Below are 22,340 nucleotides of genomic sequence, written 5' to 3'. Positions count from 1 at the left end.
AAGATCAGACACCAACGCAGGCTTTTGATGTCCCATCCCAAGCACCTGAAGAAAGAGGAGAAAGAGAATCTCCGCATCTGGCTCGGAGAAAATCCTGAATTGAAAAAGCAGTGGGTCGCGCTCCAGAAGTTCCGGGACGTGTATCGTGCCAAGAGTTATAAGAAAGCGAAAGAAGCTCTGGAGGACTGGTATAACCACTATCTTTTCGAGGGAGCGAGCGCCACGAAATCCATAGCGAAGACTATTCTGAAGTGGAAAGAGGAGATCCTGAATCACTTCACGTACAAGCTGACGAACGCCAGACTCGAAGGTACGAATAACCTGATCAAAACGCTGAAACGGCGCAGTTATGGATGCCCGAATATGTATCATTTCGATCTCCGGATCCGTATGGAATGTCGTCCCCCAGCTTAGAAATATAAAGGAATCATACGTTAGAGGAAGAAATCAACACACTTCACTGTGGAGAACCACATATTTCCTTTCCATAATGATTTTTACAGTTTCTCTTCATTATTGTACACTTTAGATAATAAAAAGGAGAGAGATTCTTGTATATCAGGTACTACGAAGAAAAGGATTTTGAAACGATTAATTATTTGAATAAGAAAGAAGGATGGTCTCATTTGGCGCAAAATCCTGAACAGACGAAAACAGCATGGAAGAATTCTAATGCGGGTTTTGTGGCTGTTGAGGAGGAAGAGGTTATTGGATATCTCCGTGGAATGACGGATACAACCGTTACACTGTTCGTGTGTGAGATGGTTGTGGCAGAAGAATATCGAGGGAAAGGCATCGGGCGCGAGCTGTTGACTTATGCAAGGAGCGAGTTTCCTGAGACGAGGTCAGACGTGCTGGCGACTACCACCTCGCGTGATTTTTATGAGAAGAACGGATTTAGACCATTCTATGGGTTCCGAAAGTAGGATTATCGAGAGAAAGGGAGGATAGGGTGGAAAATACTGAATGGAATTTGGAAGAAGTGCAACGGTTAAAGAAAAAACGGCTTCTCCACTACAATTTGCTGTATGCTATATTCTTTGTACTCTTTTTTTACACAGCGGAACGGATGACTTTCCCCGCATTCGGTGCTTTATTTACTTTTCTGTTTTGGATATATGGATTTTTCCTATTGTATATTATTCGCACAGGGAAAAGATTTGGACCGAGTACGTGGCGACGCATTAATGAATTCGATCAATTTCATCAAGGGGAGAAGAAATGGAGAAGAAAACAATACTTGGAAGTGGGTATTATTCTAGGAATAGCTTTTACATTCACGGTTTTCCTGTTTGTACTGGATTTTGAAAATACCGATAGGATGAGGTTCCCGGAAGATAGTTTTGGATTGTTTGGTGCATGGATAGGACTTAATATAGGCGAGTTGTTCCGGATTGGTCTATTGAATGAAGAAGACGACAGCGATGCATCTGAATGAAGATGGATCGCTTTTTTTGCATCTTGGAGAGGATTCAGGACCGGTTGGGGAAATATGGGGGTCTCGAGAGACAATATCTTATATAATGAAATCAGAAAGAAAAGAGGGAGGGGTGTCCGGTGAAAATAAATGTAGAGATTGATGAAACACTTGAAAGACTGGAGGTGCTGATCCGAGCGAAGGAGTGGGATGAGGACGTGAATCAGCTAATGAATCGTCTGCAAGAAAAGCGGCGTTCCTATTTCAGCGGAACGAACGATGAAACGCGTCACGTATTCAAACCGGAAGAGATTCTTTATCTGTATACGGAGGATAAGACGGTGATGGCCCGTACGGAAGAAGGGAGGTACCGGATGAAGGAAAGGCTTTACGAACTCGAAGAAGAATTATCTAAAGAGCAGTTCGTCAGGCTCTCCAAGTCAGCGATAGCGAACCTCGACGCCCTCCATAAATTCGAGGCATCCTTCAATGGTACGCTGTGTGTCTATTTCAGGAATGGAGAAAAGGAATACGTCTCCCGCAGATATGTTTCCGATATTAAACGAAAAATCGAAGGGAAAGGGTGAGAGATATGTGGAAGAAATTGATGTTCCAAAGTTTTGTAGGCATCTGTTTCGGGGCTCTTGTGTCGGTGCTGATATATATAGGTATATATGTATTTGGCGGTCTGGAATCTTTTTCAGCACCACTGTTCGTCAAAAATTCGATAGCGAGTATGTTCTGTGGGTGGTTCTTCAGCGTCGGTGCCCTGATATTCGCCATGGAGCACTGGAGTCTTGCGAAACGGACAGGTATCCATTTTCTCACTGTGACCTCCCTGTACTTCATTCTTGCAATCGGGGTAGGCTGGTTTTCTCTGACCTCCCTGGAACTGCTGATCGGTGTCCTGTTCTTTCTACTCATGTACGGGTTGATATGGATGGGGTGCTACATGTACTTCTATTATCAGGCGAAAAAATTGAATGATTCGCTTCATATGTAAGACCGGCCCTCCCCGGTCTTATTTTTTTACCATTCAGGCATGCTTACAGTTGTTTCCTATAGTTATTCTCACGTCTCGATTTGTGGTATTCTTTTAGTATAACCTGCAAAATTATCATCGCTTGGAAGGAAGAAAACAAAGGGGATGACGAACGATGGAAGACCTCTACTCTTCTACACTGGGAACGCTTGAGAGAACGTTCATGCCATACGGCTCTGAATATCAGCGCTATATTGATTTTCAGTCGTTCAGAGAGATGAAGCAAGTTGCAAAAGGGAAAAGACCGGTATATATAGATCTTGATATTGAAGAAATCGTTGAAATGAAAACAAGGTACATCGTGGATGTGTCCTGGTACGGGATTTTTATGACAGTGATTATTCCGACCTCGTCCTTATTTTCGGCGACGGTAGAGGTATACGGGAAACCTCCGAAACTCTTAGTGGCACGATTGGAAAGAATCAACGGTCATAGACAGGAAGCTCTCGTGCCGACTTCGCTTAAAGAAGAGTTTACAAGGAAGAAGGCAATCGGTGAAACACTCAGCGATTTTGCGACGAAACTGTTTCTATTCCTTGATTCCTACATCGCACACAATGAAGCCACGGTGGATGAGACGAAATCGACGGGTCACGCTGCGAAGGATTTCAGTCCTGGGCTTTTCAAAGATTGGGACTTTCCCTATGCTGAGACCGACCCCGAGCTCCTGGCTGAATGGGAAGCATTGAAAGGACGCATCGGCAAGCAGTACGAGCGGATAGAGGTACTTGAGATCGAAGATCAGCATGCCCTCGAGACGATGATCAACAAAGATGTTCCGCTCTTCATCCAATCTTTTTCCAAATTATCTGAAGAAAATAAGAGAATGGGAAGAGATGAGTTGGTGGAAACGATGAATGACTTACGGATGTTCGTCGAAAAGTTGGAGCGGAAGGAAGAAGAAAGTCATTACAAGGATTTTGCGAGAAGTAAGGGTATCATCTCCACGAAATACAATTCTTCGAGACAGGACTTTTTCTCTTATGAAGATGAAGATCTTCAATAAAACAGAAACCTGTGACTGGTCTCATTCGTAATAAAGATATACGCCACCTTCTGCCTTATGATTTTGTCATTGTACCAGCGTCATCTAAACGAAAAGGAGAGATGTGACATGAGTGCAGATTTTGAAAATAAATACGTGGAAGCAGAAATGGACGACCAGGATTTGAGTGAAGCGAGAACGCTCATCAAGAAGGAAGATATCGAACGTCTGAACGAAGAAGCAGAAGCTTACGCGGGGCGATTCGATAAGTCCGAAGACGAATCCCTTTCAGAAGTGCTGAGAGAACTGGGCGACCTCGGAGAAAAAGAACAGCGCGTGGCCGGGGAGACGATGGATACTCTGAAGCGTCCGGTGAACGATCTCATGAATAAAAGCAATAATGATATTCCTCAGACATTAAATGAATTGAAGGATATCGTCTCCGATCTGGATCCGAAACAGACGGAAGGGAACGCGATGACACGGTTCTTCTACAAAATGAGCAACAAAAAACCGATCGACCGTTATATGAAGAAGTATGAAACGGTGGACTCTCAGATCGAGACGATCGTCCGTAGTCTGCTCGCGGGCAAAGACCGTCTCGAAGAGGATAGTGTCGAGCTCGGACTGATCAAGGACAGTGCACAGAACCGTATTTATGAACTGGAGAAACAGATTTACTTCGGCAAAAAATTGTTCCAGCTGTTGAAAGAGAAAGAAACGACAGGGGAGTATGATAAGGCTCTGATTGCGGAAGGGAAAGAGAAAATCATCACGAGGACGAGGAATATGACGCAAATGAAAAGCGTCCTTATCCAAAGTATATCTTCCGTCGATATCATCAAGAAGAACAATGAAAAGCTGAAGGAATCCATCCGTAACGCGGTCACGTTGACGAAAAACATCATTACCGTATCCGCGACCATTCAGCTGGCGCTCAATAATCAGAAACAGGTCATTGATACGGTGAACGGTGTCAATAAAGCGACCGAGGACATGCTCGTGTCGAATTCCAGGAACTTAAGAGACAATACCGAGGAAGCCACTAAAATGATGGAGAACCCGGCCATCAGTATAGAGGCGCTACAGGAATCCTTCGATAACGTATTCGAAGCGCTGGAGACGACGGAGAAGTCCTCAGCACGGATCATCGCTTCAAGCGAGCAATTCATCGAGGAGATGGATGCTTTGAATGAAAACGTTCGTAAAAAATTATCACAATCCGGCACGACGAATCAAAGAGCGCTTCGTGAGTAGAAGCGCTCTTTGATTCGTAAGTGGATTTGTGCGACATTCCATTCGGAGAATTTGAAAGGAACGTCGCATTTATTTAAGTTGTGAGCTGTTCACGACGACATTTTCGTCTGAATGTAGTACAAACAGAATAATTGTGACATTCGAACGGGACTCTGCCAGGGAACGTCGCATAAAAGTATTCCTGGAATCGAACGACAGGAGCTTTAAATGATTTCGTCATCTTGATACAAACGTATTACCCGTGACCCAGAAACGCCACGGAAAGTTACGCGCTTCCCCGGAATTGTCGATGCCGACGCGTGGCCCTGTGGAGATGTGTTCCGGAGTGAATCCATCCGCAATATATAGAGGAGATTTTCCGTAAGGGTGGCCGTAATCGGCTTTCATGATACCGAGAGCTTTCGTCAATTTCCCGGGCCCGTTCGTCAGGTCTTTTTCCTTTTTGTCACCACGCCGTTCATACATAAGTTCCACGCCACGTAAGGGCTCGACAGCACGAATCAGAATAGCTTCCGGCTCCCCGACTTCCCCGGCTACGACATTTACGAGGCAGTGAGTGTGCATGACATACGTATAAGCATGACCCGCCTCCCCGAACATCACTTCTGTGCGTTTCGTCCGTTTGTAATTGTAGCTATGGGCCGCTTTGTCGACTGCGCCTATATAAGCTTCCGTTTCTACGATATAGCCGGACGCCGTGCCTTCTGATGTTTCTTTTATCAGTTCACAACCGAGAAGCTCCCTGGCCAGTTCAAGGGGCGGTTTCTTGAAAAATTCTTTAGGCATCAATTCCATCGTCTTCACCTCGATAAATATCATATCATATCCTTTACTTCCTCTCCCAGTGACATTTACGTGGAGAGCGGGGCCATGTGAAACCTTCGGGGAGGAAGAATGCTCTATATATGATAAAATAATGAAATAAACGAGTCTGATTCAGTCAGGTTCTATCCATAAGAGGTGAAGAATATGATAACGCCCTGTGCACCTGAAGAGGCGCCGATAGGATTATTGCTTGAAGCTGACCCCTCCAGGAAACATATAGAAGATTATGTGGAGCGAGGGACGATCTTCGTAGCAACAGAAAAGGAAGAAATAATCGGGGTTTATGTGATTCTCCCGACCAGACCGGGAACGCTCGAACTTGTAAATATTGCCGTCGAGGAAACTCATCGGGGCAAGGGTATCGGAAGGTGTCTTATAAGGCATGCGATTGATCAGGCCGAGGGGTATCAGCGTCTGGAGGTCGGAACGGGTAATTCCAGTGTAGATCAGCTCGCTTTCTATCAACGCGCCGGTTTCCGGATCGACCACGTCGACCACGACTTTTTCACGGTACATTATAACGGGGAAATATGGGAGAACGGCATCAGGTGCCGTGATATGATACGATTGGTTAAGACGCTTGAAACAGCGGAGAAAGAGGGATAAGATGCTGAAAGTTTTCGATTACATTATTTTACCCCTGGCTATCGTAGCGATTGCCGTATCTTTTTTTGATATGCCGGTGATTCCGGCACTTATCGGCGCCTATATCGGGATATGGATTGCACTCTTCCTGAGGCGCAAAAAAGAAGAGAAACGTGGTGGGGAAGATGGATGAGCAGAAGCTGATTCAACAGCACCTGGCAAATGAGCGTACGTATCTTGCGTGGATTCGTACAGCTATTGCGCTCGTTGGTATAGGTTTCCTGGCGACCACACTACATATCAATGCCAGAGCGAATGCAGAAGGCGCTACGGAAGAGAATCTTGTCATGTTTGTCAGTGTCGGTGCTTTGGCACTCGGGATATTGACGATTATAGGTTCCACCTGGAACTACTACATGACGAGAAGGAATATAAATGAAAACCGGTTTCGTTCATCACAATGGATCATTGGTTTCATGACCAGTGTAGCTGTACTGCTCGTGGTTCTCGTCGGGATTTATATATTCGCAGTCAGTTAGGAGGAGTCCGGATGGAGTTTACGACAATCGACTTGAAAAAAGACAAAGAGACCGCTCTCAAATTTCGAAGAGAAGCGTTCATCGAAAGCTTCGGAGATACATCGTCCCTGGATGAAGATGATTATCTGGACTGGCTTCAGAAAAAAATGAGCGAGCATCCGGAGGGGTTCGTTTTCGTGAGGAAAAACGGGGAACCGGTCGGACAGATCGATTTATCGATCCGTGAATATCGGGGGCGTATCATCGGTTACGTCCACCTTTTTTATCTGGAAGAAGAGTGGCGAGACAGGGGTATCGGGATGCAGCTGTTCGACTATGCAATGAGGTTCTTCCACGAAAGGGATATCACCGAATTCCATTTGCGGGTAGCTCCGGGAAATGAAAGGGCCGTCGCCTTCTACAAAAAGTATGGAATGGCAGAAGCAGGAGAAGAACTCGGCGGGAAAGTAATAAGAATGACAGGGAGTGTCGACACATGGAGCTTATAGAACTGAAAACGAAAAAAGAAATTACACAGGCGTTCGCGGTAGTGAATGAACTGCGGACACAGCTCGATCTTAATAAGTATCTGGAGCTGGTGACTGAAGCGATGGAAACGGATAACTATCACATGTATGGTATGGTGGAAGAGGATGAAATCGTTGCAGTAGCCGGCTTCAAACCGATGATCACGCTCTACTACGGTCGGTTTGTTTGGGTGAATGATCTTGTGGTGACCAGTGAGAAACGGAACAACGGATACGGTGAAATGATGCTTCATTTTGTGGAACAATGGGCCGCGCAGAATAAATACGACCACGTCGCTTTATCCTCTGGGCTTGATAAGCCTGAAGCTCATCGTTTCTATGAACAGAAGATGGATTATGATAAAGCAAGCTATGTTTTTCTTAAAACGAATGTCTAAAAATTAGGAGGAAAATCCTTTATGAATAAGACAAGAGTTACAGAACTGCTCGGAATAGAAGTACCTGTGATCCAGGCGGGGATGGCCGGGGGCGTGACCACACCGGAACTTATAGCAGCAGTATCAGAGGCTGGAGGATTCGGGACACTGGGAGCCGGATATATGGAGCCTGAAGCGATGAAGGAATCGATAAGGGAAGTGAAGAAACAGACGTCGAGTCCTTTCGGTGTGAATTTATTTGTACCTGAAGAAGACAAAAGCACGGATAATGACACGGAAGAGGCTATGGAGGCTCTTCATCCCTTTCACGAAGAACTCGAAATGAAGGACGCTGTCAGACCTGAATCTCCGTCCGTCTTTTATGAACAGGTGGAAGGAGCACTTGCCGAAACGGTACCCGTAGTCAGCTTCACCTTCGGCGTACCTCCGGAGGACGTGGTGACTTCCTTGAAACAGGCAGGGATAACGCTGATCGGAACAGCTACTACTGTCGAAGAAGCTCTTCTGAATGAGGAAGCGGGAATGGATGCAGTAGTTGTACAGGGGTCAGAAGCCGGAGGCCACCGCGGTACTTTCAATGGGCGCTTCGATAAAGCTGCGATTGGATTGATGTCCCTGCTCCCTCAAGTAGCTGACCATATCTCTATCCCTATTATCGCTGCCGGTGGCATCATGGACAAACGTGGTATGGATGCGGCTTCTGCTCTCGGGGCAGAAGGGATCCAGCTCGGTACTGCTTTTGTTACGGTGAAAGAGAGCGGAGCAGAGGCTGTGCATAAAGGAGCTATTCTTAAAGCTACAGAAGCAGACACTGTAGTTACGAGCGTCTTTAGCGGAAAACCCGCCCGGGGACTGGATAATCGATTCATTCAGGAGATGGAAGGAAGAAAAACCCTTGGGTATCCTTTGCAGAATTCTTTGACGAAACCGATAAGAAAAGAAGCGGAACGTCAGCAAAACACAGAATTCATGTCACTCTGGTCCGGGCAAAGCCCACGGTTGGCGCAGGACGTTTCGGCTGCAGAAGTAATTCGGAATCTTATCGGTCCCTGGGGGTGATACTATGAATGTGCCAGTACTTCAAGCTGACATCCATAAGGGTGGTTACCAGGAGAGCGATGTGGTGCAGGACATTGCTTTGGAAGTGTATCCAGGAGAGCTTGTCGGACTTCTTGGACCAAATGGAGCTGGAAAAAGTACAACAATCAAGTCTCTACTAGGTATACTCCCGAAATTCGAAGGCTCCATTGAAATAAAAGATTATGCTTACATTCCCGAACGTCCGATTTATTACGAAGGTTGGACGCTTTATGAACATTTCACCTTTTTGTTCAGCACACTGGAGGAGTCTTTTCCGGAAGAAAAAGTGGGAGCATTACTTCACGAGTTCGGGTTATATGATATGCGTCATCATTATCCAGAACGTTTTTCGAAAGGAATGCAGCAAAAAGGAATGATTCTCTTATCACTTCTCAGGAGGCCGGATGTTTATATTATCGATGAACCGTTCATGGGTCTGGACCCGAAAGCGGTGAAACGATTTCTTACGATGGTAAAAGAGGAGCAGAAGCGGGGAGCTGGTGTTTTGATGTCCACACATGTCCTTGATACTGCGGAGAAAATCTGTGATCGCTTCATTTTGATGGCAGAAGGAAAAATCATTGCCAGCGGTACGATGGAGGAAATCAGAAGGGCAAGCGGTTTGCCAGAGGCTTCTCTGTTCGACTGCTTCGATGCTTTGACGTAAGGAGGGGACTTGAATGAAGGGGAAGAAGCTGTTCGTTGAGAGGTGGAAGGAAGAGAAGAGATATCAAAAAGAAGTGATGAGTGGAGTCGTCGATCTTGTGACTTTTCTTTATATCATTGGTCCTCTCCTTTTCATCATCCCGTACATATATATTGAATTATGGCGTATGCCTTCCTTGTACTGGTCTGAGAATCTGCCGATCACTTTGCTTCTTTTGCTCCTGGCCGCAGCGGGAGGAGGGTCCTTCCGCTTCTATGTAAAGGAAGCAGATAAACTGTTTCTGCTTCAGTTAAACGGTGTGATTGCTGAAATGAAAAGACATGGAGGACTTGTAACTTTTGGTTTCATCATGTTGAAATCTTTCTTGCTGACAGTTGCGGCCTTACCCATCTTGTATAATTTTTATGGTTACAGTATCGGAGACGCAGGACTTATCGTCGGTTGGCTAAGCTTTTATGGATGGCTCGTTGCTATGGCGAAACTGACGGTGACCGGAAAATGGCGTCTGAAATTCGTTCATGCTTTTCTTATCCTTTTATTTATGGGGAATGTCCAATTTTTTATGGAGCCAGGCATCTTTTTAGTCGAAGGAGCGGTTGTCCTGGTAGTAATCTGGTTATTTTTCAAGCACAGCATCCTCCGCACCGGGAATTTGGACGTAGAAATCGAAGAGGAACGGCGTGCACGGCAACGTTATCTCGGGCTAATTTTTCAAGCATCGATGGAAACCGAAACTCCGGTAGGACCTGGTGGAAAGAGACCGTTTTTCTACCGGAAATCGGGTCGCATGTTTACATCTGAAGCATCTTCGTCTTATTTGCTGGAAGGGCTATTTAAAGCTTTTCTTCGCAGGAAAGAATGGGTGGGGTACTTTCAAATCCTCGGGCTCAGTATGCTGGGGGTGCTACTTCTGCCGTTATGGGCGAAGTTCCTTGTGCTTTTGACCGGTCTGTTGTTTCTGCATTCTTGGTTGCGCTATATATTCGAACAGTTGCTCACATCTCTTTTTTTCTTTGTCGTTACGTTTCGGAAAGAAGATGAAAGCCTCGTCTGGAAAAAGTTCCGGAATACCCTTTTCGGAATAGCAGCTCTCCTTTTGTGTTTAGAAATAGGTGTTTTGATATTAGGTGTGTAGGGATATGTGTTAATGGATGCGCTATAGATGTGGCTGAAAGGTTCATATCTATAGCGCTTTTTTGTTGGGAGGGCTGGTATATTGAACTTGAGTGAGGGGACACAACTTATGTTCTTTCACTATGCCGAAAAAAGCAAGAGTCTTCCATTCCTGACAATTGCGGTACACTCAGGATCGGCAACACCTTCTTGAATGGTGCCAAGAGAATTAGAATGCCCCTGGCCCCGATCCACTAGGAAAACGGGACTCTAAACGGATTTTCCCCTTTTCATTATTGACTTTTGTTCTCTACGCCACTAGAATTTTAAAAGTGTTACTCGGAAATCCGAGAGATCGGAGGGGCAAGAAATGAAACATCGTTTTAGAAATCTATTGGTCTTATTTGCCGCATCCATTATGCTGGGTTTTGCTTTCAACTTCTTTTTACTGCCGCATGAAGTGCTTTCCGGCGGCGTTACAGGTCTTGCTATGATATTCGGACTATTGACACCGTTCAATTCCGGTATATGGCTTGTTCTGTTTAATATTCCTGTGCTCATCATCGGTTGGATGAAGCTCGGAAAGGAATTTATTGCTAACAGTATTTTCTCCGTTGCTATAACTTCAGTGGCTATGCTTTATATCCCACTTTTCCAAGTGACAGAAGATGCTTTATTATCTTCTGTATTCGGTGGTGTGATTACCGGTGCCGCTATCGGTGTCATCATTCGTTTCTACGGTTCCACCGGAGGGTTTGATGTTATCGGACTGGTACTGACATTGAAGCGTGATCTACCGCTTGGTGCGTTAATTTTCAGTTTGAATAGCATCGTAGTCTTTGCCTCAGGATTCTTTTTCACTTGGGAATTGGCGCTTTATACGCTGTTATCCATTTATATTACAGGCATTGTCGTGGACCGTATTCATACCCGTCATATCAAACTGAGTCTAATGGTGGTTACTGATAAGGATCAGGAGCTTCGTAATGAATTGATCGGAAATCTCATCCGTGGAATAACAGTAATGAACGCTCAAGGCGGCTATTCCAATGAAGACCGTAAAGTGCTCTATACGGTGATTTCCAGATATGAATTGGCTCTGGTCAAATCCATCATTAAAGATGTGGATTCAAACGCGTTTGTCAGTGTTACTGAAACGGTAGAGGTTCTCGGGAACTTCCGTCGCTCGTAATTACCAATCGTCTCTTGTTTCAAGAGGCGATTTTTTAATTTAGGCTACCCTGAAAATAAATATTCAGGCGGACGCTTTCCACGGGCATGACGTAAACCTCCGGAATCTCCCTTCGTTCAAAAATCAATATTAAACGATAACATAGCCGATTTTAAAGGTGTCAAGGTTTATTCGTGGATCAAAAAAAGCAGCCTATAAAAGGCTGCTTTTTTCCATTTATTTCACAACGATGACCGGAGTTTGGACGTATTTCACTAGTTTGTGACTGACACTGCCGAGCACCAGTGTCTGAAATTTATTACGCCCGCGACTTCCGACGATGACACAGTCATAATCACCTTCGTTCGCATATTCGATCAACGTTTCTGCAGGCTGACCGTGGAGAATGGTAATATCTGTGGAGACACCCTGCTCTTCAATATAATCGACCGTGGACTTGAATTTCTCTTTGCGTTTCATAGAGGCCGTATCGGAATCGCCATACTTCAGAACATCCTTTTTGGATTGATCCCCATCTACGGCATAGACTAATTCGATATGAACCTTTTCTTTGTAGGTATCTACCATTTTCAGCGCATAATCAATGGCACGGATGGAATGTTCGGATCCGTCTGAAGCTAATAGAATTTTTGTGAACATAATAGCACTCCCTTACGATTTAGTGTCCTGAGTTTTTCGATACCCCGCCAAGCTTCTCGAGTAAACGTTTGCTTTCTCCATTTAACCCGATAAATGTGACATCAATGCCTTTTTGTTCTAATTTCGCTTCAACACTATCCAGAGCTCCGATGGCGGAGTCGTCCCATAAGTGAGACTCACTCAGGTCGATGATGACTTCTTTCACCAAATGGGACTCATTGAAATCAATAGCTTCTTGGAACTCTGTGACGGAGGCGAAGAATAACTGCCCCTGTACATAGTATATCCTTTTTTGTCCTTCATTCATATACAAGGACAGAACGCGGACCCTGGAAATTTTCACTGCGAAGAAAATCATACTCATTACGACTCCCGCAAGTACACCGTAAGCCAAGTTGTGTGTAATGACAACAGTAAGAACGGTCACGACCATGACGGAAGCATCCGATACAGGAACTTTATGAAGATTTCGTACGGAGCTCCAGTCAAACGTGCTGATAGACACCATAATCATAACTCCCGCCAATGCTGCCATAGGGATTTGTACAACTACATTTCCTAAAGCTATGATCAGGAACATAAGTGTGACTCCGGCTACGAGCGAGGACAGACGTCCGGTCCCTCCTGACTTTACGTTAATGACAGATTGACCGATCATTGCACAGCCGGCCATACCGCCAAAGCAACCGGTAACGATGTTTGCTATTCCCTGGCCGCGACTTTCTTTATTTTTATTACTCTCTGTATCCGTAAAATCATCTACGATCGATGCTGTCAGAAGGGATTCCAATAGTCCGACGATGGTCAATGCCAGGGCATATGGCAAAATGATCATCAAAGTTTCCATCGTTAGTGGAATATTCGGTAAGGCGAATATAGGGAGAGATTGTGTCAATTCGCCCATATTACCCACATTTCGTACATCAATTCCCATCATTACTACGACAAAGGTCATCACTATGATAGCCACAAGGGTTGAAGGTATAGTTTTATTGACGAGAGGAAACAGATAAATAATTCCAAGTGTTGCTGCAACGAGTGCATAAATGATCCAGCCTTCATTTTCGAAGTGCTGCAGTTGTGAAGTGAAAATCATAATGGCAAGCGCATTTACGAAACCGACCATTACGGATCTCGGAATGAATTTCATAAAACGTGCCAATTTGAAAACACCGAAGATAATTTGCAGGACACCTGTTAAAATAGTTGTAGCAAGCAAATATTCAAGCCCGTGCTCAGCAACGAGCGTGACCATTAAAAGTGCCATAGCTCCGGTCGCACCGGAAATCATTCCAGGTCGTCCGCCGACAAACGCCAAAACGACTGCGATACAAAAAGATGCGTACAAGCCGACCATCGGATCAACCCCGGCGATGATAGAGAAAGCAATCGCCTCAGGGATTAATGCGAGAGCTACCACTATTCCTGCGAGAACATCACCTCGGAGGTTTCCGAACCATTGTTGTTGTAAAGATTTAATTGACATAAATACCCTCTTTCTATTTGTTTATTTAGTTCGACCGTTAAGTCTCATAACAGTCAGATTTTATGTATTTTGATATAAACGATTTATAATGGACTATAACAGGTTATAATACAAATGTATGAATTGCAACGGAATTTTTAAAGTTAAGCGGTTACATTGAAATTTTCTTGACAATTCACTAGATGTAAAGGATTTCATCTACTTTTTTGATTGTTAATGAAAGAAGAAAAGCGTACACTGACGATAAGCAGACTTGAAACGAAGGACGGTTGTAAATGGAAAATGAACGGGATATTATGACAGTAGCACAGGTAGCTGATTATCTGCAGATCAGTGAGGTGACAACGTACAAGCTCGTCCAGGAAGGAAGAATCTCCGGTTTTAAAATCGGACGGCACTGGAGAGTAAGAAAAGAGGACTTGCGCGAACATATTGCGAAACTTGAACATGGTGAGCATTTATGAAAAAGTCGACGAGCAGAAAATAAGGCTCTGTTAAAACGGGGTGTTTATTTCAAAACGAAGGGTGGAGACGCCTGCTGTAGTAGCATGAACTAAAAAATCACGGTAATCGAACGTAGGGAAATCCCGGAAATTTACGTCATGCCCGCGGCCAGCTTCCGCCCGTAGGGTTGGAAATCAACAATGAACGATAATAGAGCCAAAAATAAAGAAGAGGAGCGGACCTTCAGTCCTGCTCCTCTTCTTCTTTATTGAACCATAACGGGTCATCGTTCTCTGCTTCTCCGTTATAATTGATGAAAATCTCTTCATCCGGTTGTATATCACGATAGGCGTAAAAATCGAAAGAATGATTATCAAAATTTATTTCGTAAACGGCGTTCGGTTCGTAAGAGTGGTTGAACATCATCCCGTATCCGAGAAGAAACGCTGTATGGTGTTCCCCGTATTCAAACGCGTAATCCGCCAGGTACGTTTTTTCTATATGTTCATGCTGCTCATTTGGATAGGGAAGGACCGGGGCCCGGTGGAAACATGTGCCTTCTTTGATGAGCGTGGAGGCGAAAACTCCTTTATTGAATTCATCTCCGACATCTGTAATTTGAGAAGTGCGTACTTCGATCAATCAATCACCTGCTTTCTTTAGGAATTCAACAAGTATGGCAGGGATGTGTCATAAAAGCAACCGGAGATGCATGTTCAAGCGAACATCTTCGTTTCATTGAAGAAGTCGTAATGAACGTAATCAAGGGTGTTAACGTCCAAATAGTTTTTCAGTACGAAGGCAGCTCCACCTAAGGCACATGCGTATTCGCCGAGTTTTGAAATCCGGATAGATTCGTAGCTGTTTATTTTGGAATGAAGGGTTCCTTCGATTCGCTTTATGAAGTCCGGATTCTGATTAATCAGGGCTCCGTTCAGAACGATCCGCTGAGGGTTGAAAATATTGATGATATTATTCAGCCCGTATCCGAGATATTCAATGTACTCATCGATAATTTCTTTTGCCGCCGGGTCGGACAGGAGTTCCTCGAAATCGTTCCCTTTTCCCAGAGAAGATAATTTTTCTTTCAAGACCCGTTCAGAAGCGTAAAGCTCCCAACAGCCATTGTTTCCACACTGACAGGCAGGTCCATGAGGCTCGATCACCATGTGACCGATTTCTCCGGCAAAGCCTCGGAAGCCACGGTAAATAGTGTGGTCATTGATGATTCCGAGTCCTATGCCGGAATACAGCGTGATGGAAAACAGGTCCGGGATATTTTCGAAGTAGACCTGTTCTCCGTAGGCACTAAGATTCGCGTTATTATCGATATAGATGGGGGCATCGATTTCTTTTTCGAGAAGTTCCTTCAGATTGACGTGTGTCCACTGCTGTTTTGGAGTGAATTCGATTTCATCTTCACTGTTGATGATGCCGTGAATGCCTAGACAGATGCCCGTCAATCCAATCGGATCATGGCTGGATTCGAATCTTTCGATGAGAGGGGTGAGATACTCTTTCACTTCAGAAACCAATTTATCAATGTCTTTGTCGCCGTTTTGAATCACTTCTGTATGGATAGGTTTTCCTCGTAAATCGATGAAAACGACTCTGACTTCTTTGTCGTCCACGTCTATTCCGATGCTGAAGCCGGAATCCCCGTCCATTTCAACCAGAATCGGTTTCCTACCGGGAGTCGTCATGTCTCCTGTTTTCGTTTCCGTCACAATCCCATCTTCGATCATGGAAGAGACCTGGGCGGAGACGGTCGCTTTATTCAAGCCCGTTTTTCTGGAAAGCTCGCTCCTGGAGAGTGCACCTTCTTTGATGATATGTTCCACGAGAATTCTTCTATTAAGATTTTTAATGTAATTAGCATCGCCGGTACTCATTCCGTAATCACCCATTCTGCAAGTTATTTCCTATATTCATCTTACCAGATAGACGTATTTTTCACTATATCACAAACTTTTTTGAAAAAGGGGTTGAAATATAAAACGCTTACACTTATCATAAGAATTAATAATTTGTTTATCAAACAAACGAATTATAATACATTACATGAAAAGGTGCGGAATATGTAATGAAAACAATGATAAACGATAACTTTCTACTAGAAAGCGATACGGGTTATGATCTGTATCATAATTACGCAAAACACATGCCGATTGTTGATTACCATAACCATCTCGTCCCGGAAGAAATTCTTGAGGACAAGAAATTCAACAATCTCTATGAAATCTGGCTCTCCGGCGATCACTATAAATGGCGGGCGATGAGAGCGAATGGAATATAAGAGAGGTACATTACGGGTGATGCTACACCTTACGAGAAGTTCCTCGCCTGGGCAAAGACAGTGCCACAAACCTTAGGGAACCCTCTTTATCACTGGACACACCTTGAACTGAAGAATTATTTCGGTATCGATGAACTTCTTAATGAGGAAACGGCTCCCTGGATATGGGAAAAGACTGAAAAAATGCTTCAGGAAGATGCGTTATCGGCACGGAACATTCTGAGGAAAGATAAAGTGAGATTTGTCGGTACGACCGATGATCCGACCGATGACCTGGAAGCTCACCGGAAATTGAGGGACGTGGAGGATTTCACTGTGTCGCCTTCTTTTCGACCGGATCCCGGGCTTCATATTGAAAAGAGTGATTTCACGGAATGGGTCAGAAAACTATCAGTGTCTTCCGGATTGAACATCGATTCCTATGAAGATTTTCTCCGAGCCCTTGAATCCCGTGTGCAATATTTCGATGAACTGGGCTGTCGAAGTTCCGATCATGGTATCAGTACCATGTTTTATGAAGAAGGTACGAAAGAGGAGGCTGCAGTAGTTTTCGAGAAACGGATGAACGGCGAGGAGCTGAAGCTTAAAGAAGCGGATCTCTACCGAACGTTCACCCTGGTTGCTCTCGGGAAGATGTATGCAGAGCACGACTGGGTGATGCAGCTTCATATGGGGCCGAAACGGAACAACAATACCAGGAAATTCCACCAGTTAGGCGGGGATAGCGGTTTTGATTCCATCAATGATACAAAACTTGCCCAGCCGCTCGGTGCTTTCCTCGATACTCTGGAAAAAGATGAAAAATTACCGAAGACGGTCCTCTACAGTCTGAATCCGAATGACAATCATATTCTTGCCTCCATGGCCGGAAACTTCCAGGGAGACGGTATCCGCGGGAAAGTGCAGTTCGGTACAGCCTGGTGGTTCAACGATACGATCGATGGAATGGAAAATCAGATGAAGACTTTGGCGAACATCGGTCTGATCAGCAACTTCATCGGAATGCTCACGGACTCCCGGAGCTTCCTGTCTTTCTCGAGACACGAGTACTTCCGCCGTATTCTTTGTAATCTGATCGGTAGCTGGGTCGATAAAGGACTCGCACCGAATGACCATGAGCTTCTTCGTCAGTATGTCGAAAACATTTGCTATTACAACGCTGAAACATAGTTCAAACTTGAAGAAAAAGTTTCCGTGAAGGAGTTTCCGTGAAGGAGGGATAAGTTATGCAACTACCTTTTGAGGTTGATCTGCAAGGGAAAGTAGCTGTCGTCACCGGAGGGAGCGGAGTGCTCGGTTCCGTCCTTTCGAAAGCTTTGGCTAAAGCCGGAGCGAAAGTGGTAGTGCTTGCAAGAACCCAAGAAAAAATAGATCGTGTCGTAACAGAAATCAGGAATGACGGAGGAGACGCTTACGGGTATAGTGTAAGTGTGCTCGATAAATCGGATCTCGAGAGGGTTCATAAAGAAGTCAGGAAAAATGTCGGTCCATGTTCGATTCTTATAAACGGGGCAGAAGGTAATCATCCCGATGCTACCGCCTCTCACGACCGTTTTCCCGAAAACGGAGATACGGCAGGGGATAAATCATTCTTCGATCTTGATCAGAATGCGATCAGTCAGGTGTTTGATATGAACTTCCTTGGAACCCTGCTACCTTCGCAGGTTTTCGGTGAAGATATGATCGAACAGGAAGATGCGACGATCATTAACGTATCATCGATGAACGCAATGCGTCCGCTTACCCGTATTCCGGCTTACAGCGAAGCAAAGGCCGCAGTGAGCAACTTTACACAGTGGCTCGGTGTCTATTTTTCTGAAGTGGGTGTGCGCGTCAACGCCATTGCTCCAGGTTTCTTTTCTACTGAACAGAACAAAGACCTCTTGTTCAACGAAGACGGTTCCTACAGTGAACGGGCGAAGAAGATACTTTCGCAGACTCCGGATGGACGTTTCGGCAAGCCGGAAGAGCTGGTCGGTACATTGATGTGGCTCGTTCATACACCATCCTCAGGTTTCGTTAACGGTATTGTAGTTCCTGTGGACGGAGGATTCTCCGCTTATTCAGGAGTATAGAAATGGATAGATAGGTTATTGGGAGCGCATTTTTCACTATTATTTATATTTGAAAAATACAGCAAAAAGTTAATGTGAAGATAGTCGTCTGCATACTGTGGGCGACTATCTTTTTCAAGTCTGAAAAGTTCGCTTATTTATGGTAAAGTAGTGTTTGGGAGTTTTTCTTAGCATAAAGGAGAAAACTCTTGAAAAATGAAGCGGTTACATATATTATGTTAGTAACTACTATAGTTTGTTTACTTAACAAACAAATTAAAGATCGAAGAAAAGGAGCCTGACTATGTCTAAACAACAATTTGGTGTCATCGGCCTTGCAGTTATGGGGAAAAACCTTGCTATGAACGTGGAGAGCCGCGGCTATTCAGTAGCTGTATTCAACCGTACTTATGAGAAAACGGAAGAATTTCTTAATAATGAAGCGAAAGGAAAGAATTTCACAGGAGCGGAAACAGTGGAAGAGTTCGTTCAATCACTCGAAACTCCGCGTAAAATCATGCTTATGGTCAAAGCGGGACCTGCGACCGATGCGACGATCCAGTCTCTTCTCCCTCATCTCGATAAAGGGGACGTACTGATCGACGGCGGGAATACGTTGTATGAAGAGACGATGCGCCGTAACGAAGAGCTTGCCGAGTCCGGCATCCACTTCATCGGTACCGGCGTCTCCGGTGGAGAAGAAGGCGCACTCAAAGGTCCTTCCATTATGCCTGGCGGTCAAAAAGAAGCATATGAGCTCGTGCGTCCTATTTTTGAAGATATCTCCGCCAAAGTGGACGGCGATTCCTGCACGACTTACATTGGCCCGAACGGAGCAGGTCACTTCGTGAAAATGGTCCACAACGGTATCGAGTACGGAGATATGCAGCTGATCTCCGAAGCTTACGTTTTGCTGAAAGAAGTGCTCGGCATGGATGCTGATGAACTTCACAAGACGTTCAAAGAGTGGAACGAAGGGGAACTCGATTCCTATCTGATGGAAATAACAGCAGATATCTTCACGAAGAAAGATGAGGATACAGGAAAACCGATGGTGGATGTCATTCTTGATTCCGCCGGTCAGAAGGGTACCGGGAAATGGACGAGTAAAAACGCGCTGGACTTTGGTGTCCCGCTACCCCTCATTACCGAATCGGTATTTGCCCGCTTCATTTCTTCTCTCAAGGAAGAGCGTGTCGCAGCGAGTAAAGTATTTTCCGGTCCTGAAGTATCTTTCGACGGCGATCGTAAAGAACTGATCGAAGCTATCCGTAAAGCCCTGTATATGAGCAAAATCTGTTCCTACGCCCAAGGGTTTGCACAAATGCGCGCAGCTAGTGAAGAATACAACTGGGATCTGAATTACGGAGACGTAGCGATGATCTGGAGAGGCGGATGCATCATCCGCGCCCGTTTCCTTCAAAAAATCAAAGAGGCATACGATCGTGAGCCGAGCTTGAACAATCTGCTACTCGACGATTATTTCAAAGATGTCGTTGAAGATTATCAGGATGCACTCCGCGAAGTGGTGAGTGTTGCGGTGAAGAACGGTATTGCGGTACCGACCCTGCAAAGCGCCATCGCGTATTACGACAGTTACCGTACTGCTGAGCTTCCTGCCAACCTGATTCAGGCGCAGCGCGACTACTTCGGTGCCCATACGTATCAACGTAAGGACAGAGAAGGCACGTTCCATACAGAATGGCTGAAGTAAAATGAAGACATTATATTTGGACTGCTTCTCCGGCTCAGCGGTGATATGACAATCGCCGCTCTCCTCGATGCCGGGGGAGATTTCAAAAGAATGAAACATGAGTTGAAGAAGCTTGACCTCGAGGGGGAGTATGAACTCACCTTTTCCCGCGTCAATAAAAACGGAATCATGAGTGGTGCGTTCCATGTTGATTTATTGAATGAACAAACTGAGGATCACTCCCATGATCATCCGCATCACCATCACGATGGTCATAATCACGAGCACCGTTCCTATAATAATATAAAACAGATGATTGAACAGTCAGGGCTGGCCGATACGGTGAAGGAAAAAGCGCTGGCTATTTTCAGAATCATCGGAGAAGCGGAAGGGAAAATCCATGGAATGCCTCTTGAAGAGGTGCATTTCCATGAAGTAGGCGCCGTCGATTCGATTATAGATATCGTCGGTGCTGCCATACTCATTGATGAGCTCGGGGTGGATCGTATAATTTCCTCACCGGTACCTACTGGATCGGGGCACATCCACATTGCTCACGGAACCTATCCTGTGCCCGCTCCGGCGACGCTTGAGTGTCTAAAGGGAGTACCTCTGAAGAAAAGCAGCCTGGAAGCTGAGCTCACTACCCCTACGGGAGCAGGACTTGTGAAGGTGCTGGTTGATGAGTTCGGTGAAATTCCTCAGATGAAAGTGGAGTCGATCGGTTACGGAGCCGGAATGAAAACATTTGAAGATCATCCTAATGTGTTACGTGTGATTATCGGAAGTGACGATTAGTGTAAATGGTTCTTTCCTTGTATTCAATATGAAGAAGGAGTGAATGACATGGGTGTATTACATGACCTCGTAAAAGATATCCCTGTACCGAAAATGGCGAAAGTGGAACAGTCGTTTGACCGTACGGAGCTTGAAAACTTTTCTGAAGAGCTGGAGAGGAAGTTGCACGAAGAAGTTCTCAAAGATCAGATCGAACCCGGTATGAAAATCGCAGTCGCTGTCGGAAGCCGAGGCATCGATTAACTGGTGGAAATGACGGAAGGGACTATCCGTTTTCTGAAAGAGCTCGGTGCCTAACCTTTCATCGTTCCCAGTATGGGAAGTCATGGGGGTGCGACCGCCGAAGGACAGAAAGAAGTTCTCGAGCATCTGGGTGTTACGGAAGATGCTGTCGGAGCTCCTATTCATTCTTCAATGGAAGTCGTGAAAGTCGGAGAACTGGATAAAGGGCTTCCGATTTTCATCGACAAACTCGCTTCTGAATCAGACGGGATCGTTGTCATTAATCGTGTCAAACCTCACACCGCGTTCCGTGGGCCGGTAGAGAGCGGAATCATGAAAATGATTTCCATCGGTCTTGGCAAACAGCGGGGAGCGGAAACCTGTCACCAGCTCGGTTTCAAACATATGCATGAGCATGTGCCGGAAATGGCGGAGATGACGATGGACCGGATGCCGATCCTTTTTGCTGTAGCAACCGTGGAGAATGCGTTTGATAGAGTGAAAAGTCTCGATGTGATGATTCCTGAAGATGTATATGAAAAAGAGAAAGAACTTCAGGAAATTGCCAAGGAATCTCTTCCGAAAATTTTCTTCGACCAGATTGACGTACTCATCATCGATGAAATCGGCAAAAATATCAGCGGAGATGGCATGGATCCGAATATCACAGGGAGATATCCGACGCCTTACGCCCACGGTGGGCCTGACGTAACGAAGATGGTCGTGCTTGATCTTACAGAAGAGACAGGTGGAAATGCCAATGGGGTCGGTACGGCGGATTTCACGACAGATCGTCTCGTTTCGAAAATGGACCGTCACGCTACGTATGCGAATGGATTGACATCGACGGTAGTCGGACCTACTCATATTTCCACAGCTATGGAAAATGATGAAGATGTCATCCGGGCTGCCATCAAAACGTGCAATATTCTGGATTTCGAAAAGGTGCGGATGGTACGTATCAAGAACACGCTCGAAATCGGCGAGATAGAAGTGTCCGAATCAATGCTTGAAGACGTCGAAAAGGGTGGACAGACAAAACAGATATCAGATTTATATGAACTTCCCTTCAGTCAGGAAGGGAATTTACGTTAAAACGGTG

25 protein-coding genes and 2 pseudogenes are annotated in these 22,340 nt (G+C 45.2%); 22 read left to right on the top strand and 5 right to left on the bottom strand.

Annotated features, from left to right (window positions below; genetic code table 11):
* The 7 genes from BW944_RS03245 to BW944_RS03215 all read left to right on the top strand — a co-directional run.
* Nucleotides 1-414, top strand: a 414-nt coding sequence (locus BW944_RS03245) for a transposase (protein WP_143525639.1), incomplete at its 5' end; no start/stop codon positions are given.
* A 137-nt stretch (nucleotides 415-551) separates the two neighbouring features.
* On the top strand, nucleotides 552-926 hold the full coding sequence (locus BW944_RS03240; RefSeq protein WP_076556890.1) for a GNAT family N-acetyltransferase: 375 nt from the start codon (nucleotides 552-554) through the stop codon (nucleotides 924-926).
* Between the two features lie 26 nt (nucleotides 927-952).
* Nucleotides 953-1,438 carry a hypothetical protein gene (locus tag BW944_RS03235; RefSeq protein ID WP_076556889.1) on the top strand — a complete coding sequence of 162 codons (486 nt, stop codon included), beginning with the start codon at nucleotides 953-955 and terminating at the stop codon, nucleotides 1,436-1,438.
* 119 nt (nucleotides 1,439-1,557) lie between these two features.
* Nucleotides 1,558-2,004: a LytTR family DNA-binding domain-containing protein gene (locus BW944_RS03230; protein ID WP_076556888.1), complete on the top strand. Its 447-nt coding sequence runs from the start codon at nucleotides 1,558-1,560 to the stop codon at nucleotides 2,002-2,004.
* A gap of 5 nt (nucleotides 2,005-2,009) precedes the next feature.
* Nucleotides 2,010-2,420, top strand: coding sequence for a DUF3021 domain-containing protein (locus tag BW944_RS03225; RefSeq protein ID WP_234983094.1), 411 nt, complete (start codon nucleotides 2,010-2,012; stop codon nucleotides 2,418-2,420).
* Between the two features lie 154 nt (nucleotides 2,421-2,574).
* Nucleotides 2,575-3,465 carry a hypothetical protein gene (locus tag BW944_RS03220; protein ID WP_076556887.1) on the top strand — a complete coding sequence of 297 codons (891 nt, stop codon included), beginning with the start codon at nucleotides 2,575-2,577 and terminating at the stop codon, nucleotides 3,463-3,465.
* Nucleotides 3,466-3,573: 108 nt separating this feature from the next.
* The gene (locus BW944_RS03215; protein WP_084193594.1) at nucleotides 3,574-4,701 is read left to right on the top strand and encodes a toxic anion resistance protein; all 1,128 of its coding nucleotides are present in this window, start codon (nucleotides 3,574-3,576) and stop codon (nucleotides 4,699-4,701) included.
* A 216-nt stretch (nucleotides 4,702-4,917) separates the two neighbouring features.
* Here BW944_RS03215 and BW944_RS03210 read toward each other — a convergent pair whose 3' ends face one another.
* Entirely contained in the window at nucleotides 4,918-5,496 is a 579-nt protein-coding gene (locus BW944_RS03210) for a DNA-3-methyladenine glycosylase (protein ID WP_076556920.1), read from the bottom strand.
* Nucleotides 5,497-5,670: 174 nt separating this feature from the next.
* Between BW944_RS03210 and BW944_RS03205 the strand changes: the two genes are divergently transcribed.
* The 9 genes from BW944_RS03205 (at nucleotide 5,671) to BW944_RS03170 (ending at nucleotide 11,606) form a co-directional block, all read left to right on the top strand.
* The gene (locus tag BW944_RS03205) at nucleotides 5,671-6,132 is read left to right on the top strand and encodes a GNAT family N-acetyltransferase (protein WP_076556886.1); all 462 of its coding nucleotides are present in this window, start codon (nucleotides 5,671-5,673) and stop codon (nucleotides 6,130-6,132) included.
* Between the two features lies 1 nt (nucleotide 6,133).
* The gene (locus BW944_RS14960) at nucleotides 6,134-6,304 is read left to right on the top strand and encodes a hypothetical protein (protein ID WP_159438134.1); all 171 of its coding nucleotides are present in this window, start codon (nucleotides 6,134-6,136) and stop codon (nucleotides 6,302-6,304) included.
* On the top strand, nucleotides 6,297-6,650 hold the full coding sequence (locus tag BW944_RS03200; protein WP_076556885.1) for a YidH family protein: 354 nt from the start codon (nucleotides 6,297-6,299) through the stop codon (nucleotides 6,648-6,650). The genes BW944_RS14960 and BW944_RS03200 overlap by 8 nt, the downstream gene beginning before the upstream one ends.
* An 11-nt stretch (nucleotides 6,651-6,661) precedes the next feature.
* Nucleotides 6,662-7,138 carry a GNAT family N-acetyltransferase gene (locus tag BW944_RS03195; protein WP_076556884.1) on the top strand — a complete coding sequence of 159 codons (477 nt, stop codon included), beginning with the start codon at nucleotides 6,662-6,664 and terminating at the stop codon, nucleotides 7,136-7,138.
* Nucleotides 7,126-7,554: a GNAT family N-acetyltransferase gene (locus BW944_RS03190; protein WP_076556883.1), complete on the top strand. Its 429-nt coding sequence runs from the start codon at nucleotides 7,126-7,128 to the stop codon at nucleotides 7,552-7,554. The genes BW944_RS03195 and BW944_RS03190 overlap by 13 nt, the downstream gene beginning before the upstream one ends.
* 21 nt (nucleotides 7,555-7,575) lie before the next feature.
* On the top strand, nucleotides 7,576-8,613 hold the full coding sequence (locus tag BW944_RS03185) for an NAD(P)H-dependent flavin oxidoreductase (RefSeq protein ID WP_076556882.1): 1,038 nt from the start codon (nucleotides 7,576-7,578) through the stop codon (nucleotides 8,611-8,613).
* Between the two features lie 4 nt (nucleotides 8,614-8,617).
* Nucleotides 8,618-9,301 carry an ABC transporter ATP-binding protein gene (locus tag BW944_RS03180; protein ID WP_076556881.1) on the top strand — a complete coding sequence of 228 codons (684 nt, stop codon included), beginning with the start codon at nucleotides 8,618-8,620 and terminating at the stop codon, nucleotides 9,299-9,301.
* Nucleotides 9,302-9,314: 13 nt separating this feature from the next.
* Nucleotides 9,315-10,436 (top strand): ABC transporter permease, encoded by a 1,122-nt coding sequence (locus tag BW944_RS03175; RefSeq protein WP_076556880.1) that lies wholly within the window; start codon nucleotides 9,315-9,317, stop codon nucleotides 10,434-10,436.
* Between the two features lie 348 nt (nucleotides 10,437-10,784).
* Nucleotides 10,785-11,606 carry a YitT family protein gene (locus BW944_RS03170; RefSeq protein ID WP_076556879.1) on the top strand — a complete coding sequence of 274 codons (822 nt, stop codon included), beginning with the start codon at nucleotides 10,785-10,787 and terminating at the stop codon, nucleotides 11,604-11,606.
* A gap of 216 nt (nucleotides 11,607-11,822) precedes the next feature.
* On the opposite strand, the gene BW944_RS03165 is transcribed toward BW944_RS03170, so the two are convergent.
* Both BW944_RS03165 and BW944_RS03160 read right to left on the bottom strand, forming a co-directional pair.
* Nucleotides 11,823-12,245, bottom strand: a complete 423-nt coding sequence (locus BW944_RS03165) for a universal stress protein (RefSeq protein WP_076556878.1) — start codon at nucleotides 12,243-12,245, stop codon at nucleotides 11,823-11,825.
* 19 nt (nucleotides 12,246-12,264) lie between these two features.
* Complete coding sequence (locus tag BW944_RS03160) at nucleotides 12,265-13,731, bottom strand: SulP family inorganic anion transporter (protein WP_076556877.1); 1,467 nt, start codon at nucleotides 13,729-13,731, stop codon at nucleotides 12,265-12,267.
* A gap of 275 nt (nucleotides 13,732-14,006) precedes the next feature.
* Here BW944_RS03160 and BW944_RS03155 point away from each other — a divergent pair, with 275 nt between their 5' ends.
* Nucleotides 14,007-14,195: a helix-turn-helix domain-containing protein gene (locus BW944_RS03155; protein WP_076556876.1), complete on the top strand. Its 189-nt coding sequence runs from the start codon at nucleotides 14,007-14,009 to the stop codon at nucleotides 14,193-14,195.
* A 223-nt stretch (nucleotides 14,196-14,418) separates the two neighbouring features.
* On the opposite strand, the gene BW944_RS03150 is transcribed toward BW944_RS03155, so the two are convergent.
* Nucleotides 14,419-14,817: an SET domain-containing protein gene (locus tag BW944_RS03150; protein WP_076556875.1), complete on the bottom strand. Its 399-nt coding sequence runs from the start codon at nucleotides 14,815-14,817 to the stop codon at nucleotides 14,419-14,421.
* Between the two features lie 74 nt (nucleotides 14,818-14,891).
* Nucleotides 14,892-16,082 (bottom strand): ROK family transcriptional regulator, encoded by a 1,191-nt coding sequence (locus BW944_RS03145; RefSeq protein WP_084193593.1) that lies wholly within the window; start codon nucleotides 16,080-16,082, stop codon nucleotides 14,892-14,894.
* Nucleotides 16,083-16,258: 176 nt separating this feature from the next.
* On the opposite strand from BW944_RS03145, the pseudogene uxaC reads away from it, so the two are divergent.
* From uxaC to BW944_RS03120, 5 genes and pseudogenes are all read left to right on the top strand, one after another.
* Nucleotides 16,259-17,641: pseudogene (uxaC, locus tag BW944_RS03140) on the top strand (glucuronate isomerase).
* Nucleotides 17,642-17,697: 56 nt separating this feature from the next.
* The gene (locus BW944_RS03135; protein WP_076556874.1) at nucleotides 17,698-18,546 is read left to right on the top strand and encodes an SDR family oxidoreductase; all 849 of its coding nucleotides are present in this window, start codon (nucleotides 17,698-17,700) and stop codon (nucleotides 18,544-18,546) included.
* A 283-nt stretch (nucleotides 18,547-18,829) separates the two neighbouring features.
* Entirely contained in the window at nucleotides 18,830-20,239 is a 1,410-nt protein-coding gene (gndA, locus tag BW944_RS03130; RefSeq protein ID WP_076556873.1) for an NADP-dependent phosphogluconate dehydrogenase, read from the top strand.
* Nucleotides 20,240-20,329: 90 nt separating this feature from the next.
* Nucleotides 20,330-21,016, top strand: coding sequence for a nickel pincer cofactor biosynthesis protein LarC (gene larC / locus BW944_RS03125; RefSeq protein WP_327290735.1), 687 nt, complete (start codon nucleotides 20,330-20,332; stop codon nucleotides 21,014-21,016).
* 48 nt (nucleotides 21,017-21,064) lie between these two features.
* Nucleotides 21,065-22,333: pseudogene (locus BW944_RS03120) on the top strand (nickel pincer cofactor-dependent isomerase, group 22).
* Nucleotides 22,334-22,340 lie beyond the last annotated feature (7 nt).

The organism is Salimicrobium flavidum, assembly GCF_900156645.1.
GTDB lineage: Bacteria > Bacillota > Bacilli > Bacillales > Halobacillaceae > Salimicrobium > Salimicrobium flavidum.
This window is presented reverse-complemented; position numbering and strand designations above follow the sequence as displayed.

Excerpts from the sequence above, each read along its gene's own strand:
- BW944_RS03200 (WP_076556885.1), top strand. The coding sequence starts at position 6,297 with ATGGATGAGCAGAAGCTGATTCAACAGCACCTGGCAAATGAGCGTACG.
- BW944_RS03175 (WP_076556880.1), top strand. The coding sequence starts at position 9,315 with ATGAAGGGGAAGAAGCTGTTCGTTGAGAGGTGGAAGGAAGAGAAGAGA.
- BW944_RS03160 (WP_076556877.1), bottom strand. The coding sequence starts at position 13,731 with ATGTCAATTAAATCTTTACAACAACAATGGTTCGGAAACCTCCGAGGT.
- BW944_RS03215 (WP_084193594.1), top strand. The coding sequence starts at position 3,574 with ATGAGTGCAGATTTTGAAAATAAATACGTGGAAGCAGAAATGGACGAC.
- BW944_RS03225 (WP_234983094.1), top strand. The coding sequence starts at position 2,010 with ATGTGGAAGAAATTGATGTTCCAAAGTTTTGTAGGCATCTGTTTCGGG.
- BW944_RS03205 (WP_076556886.1), top strand. The coding sequence starts at position 5,671 with ATGATAACGCCCTGTGCACCTGAAGAGGCGCCGATAGGATTATTGCTT.
- BW944_RS03210 (WP_076556920.1), bottom strand. The coding sequence starts at position 5,496 with ATGGAATTGATGCCTAAAGAATTTTTCAAGAAACCGCCCCTTGAACTG.
- gndA (WP_076556873.1), top strand. The coding sequence starts at position 18,830 with ATGTCTAAACAACAATTTGGTGTCATCGGCCTTGCAGTTATGGGGAAA.
- BW944_RS03220 (WP_076556887.1), top strand. The coding sequence starts at position 2,575 with ATGGAAGACCTCTACTCTTCTACACTGGGAACGCTTGAGAGAACGTTC.
- BW944_RS03185 (WP_076556882.1), top strand. The coding sequence starts at position 7,576 with ATGAATAAGACAAGAGTTACAGAACTGCTCGGAATAGAAGTACCTGTG.
- larC (WP_327290735.1), top strand. The coding sequence starts at position 20,330 with ATGAAACATGAGTTGAAGAAGCTTGACCTCGAGGGGGAGTATGAACTC.
- BW944_RS03145 (WP_084193593.1), bottom strand. The coding sequence starts at position 16,082 with ATGGGTGATTACGGAATGAGTACCGGCGATGCTAATTACATTAAAAAT.
- BW944_RS03165 (WP_076556878.1), bottom strand. The coding sequence starts at position 12,245 with ATGTTCACAAAAATTCTATTAGCTTCAGACGGATCCGAACATTCCATC.
- BW944_RS03195 (WP_076556884.1), top strand. The coding sequence starts at position 6,662 with ATGGAGTTTACGACAATCGACTTGAAAAAAGACAAAGAGACCGCTCTC.
- BW944_RS03135 (WP_076556874.1), top strand. The coding sequence starts at position 17,698 with ATGCAACTACCTTTTGAGGTTGATCTGCAAGGGAAAGTAGCTGTCGTC.
- BW944_RS03170 (WP_076556879.1), top strand. The coding sequence starts at position 10,785 with ATGAAACATCGTTTTAGAAATCTATTGGTCTTATTTGCCGCATCCATT.
- BW944_RS03190 (WP_076556883.1), top strand. The coding sequence starts at position 7,126 with ATGGAGCTTATAGAACTGAAAACGAAAAAAGAAATTACACAGGCGTTC.
- BW944_RS03180 (WP_076556881.1), top strand. The coding sequence starts at position 8,618 with ATGAATGTGCCAGTACTTCAAGCTGACATCCATAAGGGTGGTTACCAG.
- BW944_RS14960 (WP_159438134.1), top strand. The coding sequence starts at position 6,134 with ATGCTGAAAGTTTTCGATTACATTATTTTACCCCTGGCTATCGTAGCG.
- BW944_RS03155 (WP_076556876.1), top strand. The coding sequence starts at position 14,007 with ATGGAAAATGAACGGGATATTATGACAGTAGCACAGGTAGCTGATTAT.